This is a genomic window from Sporichthya sp. (genome assembly GCF_013815995.1).
Lineage (GTDB): Bacteria > Actinomycetota > Actinomycetes > Sporichthyales > Sporichthyaceae > Sporichthya.
Window position 1 is genome coordinate 1 of record NZ_JACDFE010000327.1, and the last position, 3,566, is coordinate 3,566.

A 3,566-nucleotide genomic window follows, 5' to 3' on the forward strand; every position below is an offset into this window, starting at 1 on the left:
GCCGCTGCAGGCGTTCGCCGAGGGCCCGGCTGAGCTCACCCGATCCGCCGACCGGGCGGCCGGGGGCGCGCAGGTGCATCAGGCCGATCCAGCTCAGGTGTCCGACCGTGCCGGGCTCGTGCGGCGGCGGCCCGGACTGGGACGCCAGCCAGGCCAGCGCCGCCTTGAGGCGTTCGCTGGCAAAGGTCGCATCGAGCAGGTGGTCGGCCGGCTGCAGGAACCAGCGTGAGGTCTCGCCGCCGCCGCGCGCCCGGCCCAGGGTGGCGACCTTGCGGGCGATCCGGCCAGGGCTGGGCGGCCCGGCGAGGACGTCGAGAATCCGCCGGCAGGCCGGGGTGAACTCGTCGATCAGCGCGCGGTAGGCGGCTGCGTCCGCCGCGCCACAGGCGGCCGCGATCGAGTCGCAGGTCCGATCGAGGTCGGTGGCGAAGGTCAGGCCGGGGTCGTCGGGATCCGGCGCCGGGGCGTAGGCCCAGGGGTCGGCGTCGAGGTAGCGCAGGCCGCACTCGCCGAGCTCGAGCTCCTCGACGATCGGGGTGTGACGGACCATCACATGCAGACTGGAGCCGCGGTCCACGCGGTAACCCGGAAAGCGTTCGACGGTGGAGACCGCCCCACCGATCACGGTGTCGCGCTCGAGCACCTCGACCTCGAGGCCGGCCTGCGCGAGGTAGCAGGCGGCGATCAGGGCGTTGTGCCCGGCGCCGACGACGACGACGTCGCAGTCGGTACTCACGTCCCGGTGCGGTCGAGGAACGCCCGCCCGCGGGGGGAGAGCTCGTAACCGACGGCCAGGCTGTGGGTCAGGCCGAGGTTCTTCAGCTTGCGGACATCGATCTTGAAGGGCGCGGTCTCGCGGCCGTACGAGGTGGCCAGGTCGGGGGCGCGGACGCCGGGGCGCTCGGCGATCGTGGTCAGGTACTGCCGCGTCCAGGGTCCGTGCGAGCTGGCTCGGTCGAGTCGGTCCAGGCGCATCGTCAGATCCGCGACCGTGGCATCGTGGAGGCCGTCGTCGGCGGCCAGGGCGGCGCGCGGATCCGGCGCCGTGGCCGGGGCGAATTCGATCCGCCACAGCGGGTGCGCGGCGTCGCCGGGGAGTTCGGCGAGCAGCTGCTCGGCGCTCGGGCGGCCGGCCCGCCTGGCGTCGGCCTTGGTCACTTTGGTGACGGGCCGGACCGCGGTGACGTCGATGCGCCCCGCGTTGGTCCGGTAGGTCCGGCCGGCGAGGACCCGCGCGATCGCCCAGCGGCGGAACTGCACGGTGATCTCACCCGCCGCGACGGCCCGCGCGTCCGGGCCGGTGAAGCGCACGGCTCAGGCCTTCCGCTCGGCGTCGATCGCCGCCTGCACGGCCTCGGGGGAGCGCCCGACCACTGAGGTGCCGTCAGCCGCGGTGATGATCGGGCGCTGGATCAGCTTGGGGTTGGCGGCCAGCGCCTCGATCCAGCGCGTGCGGTTGGCGGCGTCCTTGGGCCAGTCCTTGATGCCGAGGTCGGCGGCGACCGCTTCGCCCAGGCGCGCGATGTCCCACGGCTCGAGCGTGAGCCGTTCCAGCACCTCGGTGATCTCGGCCGCCGTCGGGGGCTCGTCGAGGTAGCGGCGCACGGTGTACTCGACGCCCGCGGCGTCCAGGTCGGCGACCGCGGTGCGGCACTTCGAGCACGCCGGGTTGAGCCAGATCTCCATGCCCCGGAACCTACCGGCGCTTGTCCCGCACCGAACCGGGCCATATTTACTCAGAGTAAGTTATCCGATAATCTGTGGGCTGGAGACCTCGGGAGGCAGAGCATGGCCAGGCGAATCCTGATCACCGGAGCGGCGTCGGGGCTGGGCCGCGCGCTCGCGCAGGCGGCGTTGGCCGACGGCGCACGCGTGCTGCTGACCGACCGGGACCCGGCCGCGGGGGAGCTGGCGCGCTTGGAAATGGCGGAGCAGCTGCGCGAGGCGGGCGGGGATGTCCACCGGGTCGCGTTCCTGCCGCTCGACGTGCGCGACGACGTCGCCTGGGACACCGCCCGTGAGTGGTGCGCCCGGGAGTGGGGCGGCCTGGACGTCCTGGTCAACAACGCCGGGGTGGCCTCGGCCGGTCCGATCGCCGACATCCCGATGGCGGACTGGGACTGGATCATCGACATCAACCTCAAGGGCGTCGTCCGCGGCGTCCGCACCTTCACCCCGATGTTCGCCGAGCAGGGCTCGGGCCACATCGTGAACATCGCCTCGCTGGCCGGGCTGATGAATCTGGCCAACATGGCCTCGTACAACGTGACGAAGGCCGGCGTGGTCTCGCTCTCGGAGACCATGCGCTGCGAACTGGAGCCGCTGGGGATCAGGACCACCGCGGTCTGCCCGAGCTTCTTTCAGACCAACCTGGCCGACGGGATGCGCACCACCGACCCCTCGTTCGAACTGATGGCCCGTAAGGCGATCGCGGGCGAGATGTTCCCCGGCCCGAAACTTTCCGCCGACGACGTTGCCCGCAAGGTGCTGAAAGCGGTGGACCGGCGCAAGTTTCTGTTGCTGCCGCACGTCGAGACGCGGCTGTTGTGGGCCTTCAAGCGGCTCGCTCCGACGCCGTTCGCGAAGGGACTTTCCGCCGCCAACCAGTTCGTCGAGAAGCGGTTCGGAACGGCGACGGCCGGCCGCCCGAAGGCGACCGGCCGCGTACGCTGATCTGCTTGTCCAGCTGCAGTTGTGACCTGACAGCGCTGAACTGATGGGGCGTCAGCGCTTGACGTCGACCACGATGCGCTTCGGGTCGCTCAGGTGGCTGACGCTGTAGCTCTTCAGGTTCTTAACACCGATGCCCCAGGTCACGTGGCCCTCGAAGTCACACGCCATGCGGACGCCCTTGATCGTGGTCAGGTTGACCGACGAGGTGGACAGCCGACCCGGGCCGGAGTAGACGTTCTGGCCCTTCTGGTTGTGCGCCTGAGCCGGCGTCAGGTCGATCTTCAGGATCTTGTTGCCCGGGATCGAGAGCTTGTCGCCTTTGCCGCAGCTGTAGAGGCTGTTCACCAGCGAGATCTTCACGGCCGGCTTCTTGCCCTTGTAGTCGATGACGATCCGGTCGAAGCCGTTGTGGCCGCCGGTGCGCAGGTTGTTCACCTGGGCGGTCCTGGCGGCGGCGTCGGCGGTCGACACGACGCCGATCAGGCCGGTGCCGGCCAGTGCGGTGACGGCGAGGACGGTGGCGGTCTTGCGGCTCTTGAGCTTCAACATCTCGTCCCCCTGGGGCGATTGGGTGTCTCGGTGGGTGTGCGCTCTCTTGAAGAAGTGACTAGAAGACGCCGCACCCCCCGAATCGGTTTACCAGACAAATCGGACAGATTTTCCGCGTTGCTCCGGTCGGGTTCACCGTCGCGCGGCGAAGGCCGCGACGCGCCGCAGAAATCGGTGCTTGCCAAACCGTCGGTCCGTGCGTGTAATGTTCTCCACGTCGAACGTATGTTCTGCATATCTGCTTGAGTGCAGTACGATTTCGGGTGTGAGCAAAGAACGGCCGCTAGGCGGAGTCGACTACCCGCGCACGTTGCAGGAGTTCCGGGACTGGTTCCCGAACGATG

Annotated in this window: 5 protein-coding genes; 1 reads left to right on the forward strand and 4 read right to left on the reverse strand. The window is 69.7% G+C overall.

Annotation, left to right across the window (positions count from 1 at the left end):
• The 3 genes from H0X00_RS22645 to H0X00_RS22655 all read right to left on the reverse strand — a co-directional run.
• The coding region (locus tag H0X00_RS22645; protein ID WP_293775046.1) for an NAD(P)/FAD-dependent oxidoreductase at positions 1-736 on the reverse strand (736 nt) is incomplete at its 3' end.
• Positions 733-1,311, reverse strand: a complete 579-nt coding sequence (locus H0X00_RS22650; RefSeq protein WP_293775047.1) for a hypothetical protein — start codon at positions 1,309-1,311, stop codon at positions 733-735. The genes H0X00_RS22650 and H0X00_RS22645, both read right to left, overlap by 4 nt.
• Positions 1,312-1,314: 3 nt before the next feature.
• Positions 1,315-1,686, reverse strand: a complete 372-nt coding sequence (locus tag H0X00_RS22655; RefSeq protein ID WP_293775048.1) for an ArsC/Spx/MgsR family protein — start codon at positions 1,684-1,686, stop codon at positions 1,315-1,317.
• Between the two features lie 102 nt (positions 1,687-1,788).
• Here H0X00_RS22655 and H0X00_RS22660 point away from each other — a divergent pair, with 102 nt between their 5' ends.
• Positions 1,789-2,673 carry an SDR family NAD(P)-dependent oxidoreductase gene (locus H0X00_RS22660; RefSeq protein WP_293775049.1) on the forward strand — a complete coding sequence of 295 codons (885 nt, stop codon included), beginning with the start codon at positions 1,789-1,791 and terminating at the stop codon, positions 2,671-2,673.
• 51 nt (positions 2,674-2,724) lie between these two features.
• Here H0X00_RS22660 and H0X00_RS22665 read toward each other — a convergent pair whose 3' ends face one another.
• Positions 2,725-3,222 (reverse strand): hypothetical protein, encoded by a 498-nt coding sequence (locus H0X00_RS22665; RefSeq protein ID WP_293775051.1) that lies wholly within the window; start codon positions 3,220-3,222, stop codon positions 2,725-2,727.
• Positions 3,223-3,566 lie beyond the last annotated feature (344 nt).

Bases quoted from the DNA above. Each gene is read 5' to 3' on its own strand.
- H0X00_RS22660 (WP_293775049.1), top strand. From the start codon at position 1,789: ATGGCCAGGCGAATCCTGATCACCGGAGCGGCGTCGGGGCTGGGCCGC.
- H0X00_RS22655 (WP_293775048.1), bottom strand. From the start codon at position 1,686: ATGGAGATCTGGCTCAACCCGGCGTGCTCGAAGTGCCGCACCGCGGTC.
- H0X00_RS22665 (WP_293775051.1), bottom strand. From the start codon at position 3,222: ATGTTGAAGCTCAAGAGCCGCAAGACCGCCACCGTCCTCGCCGTCACC.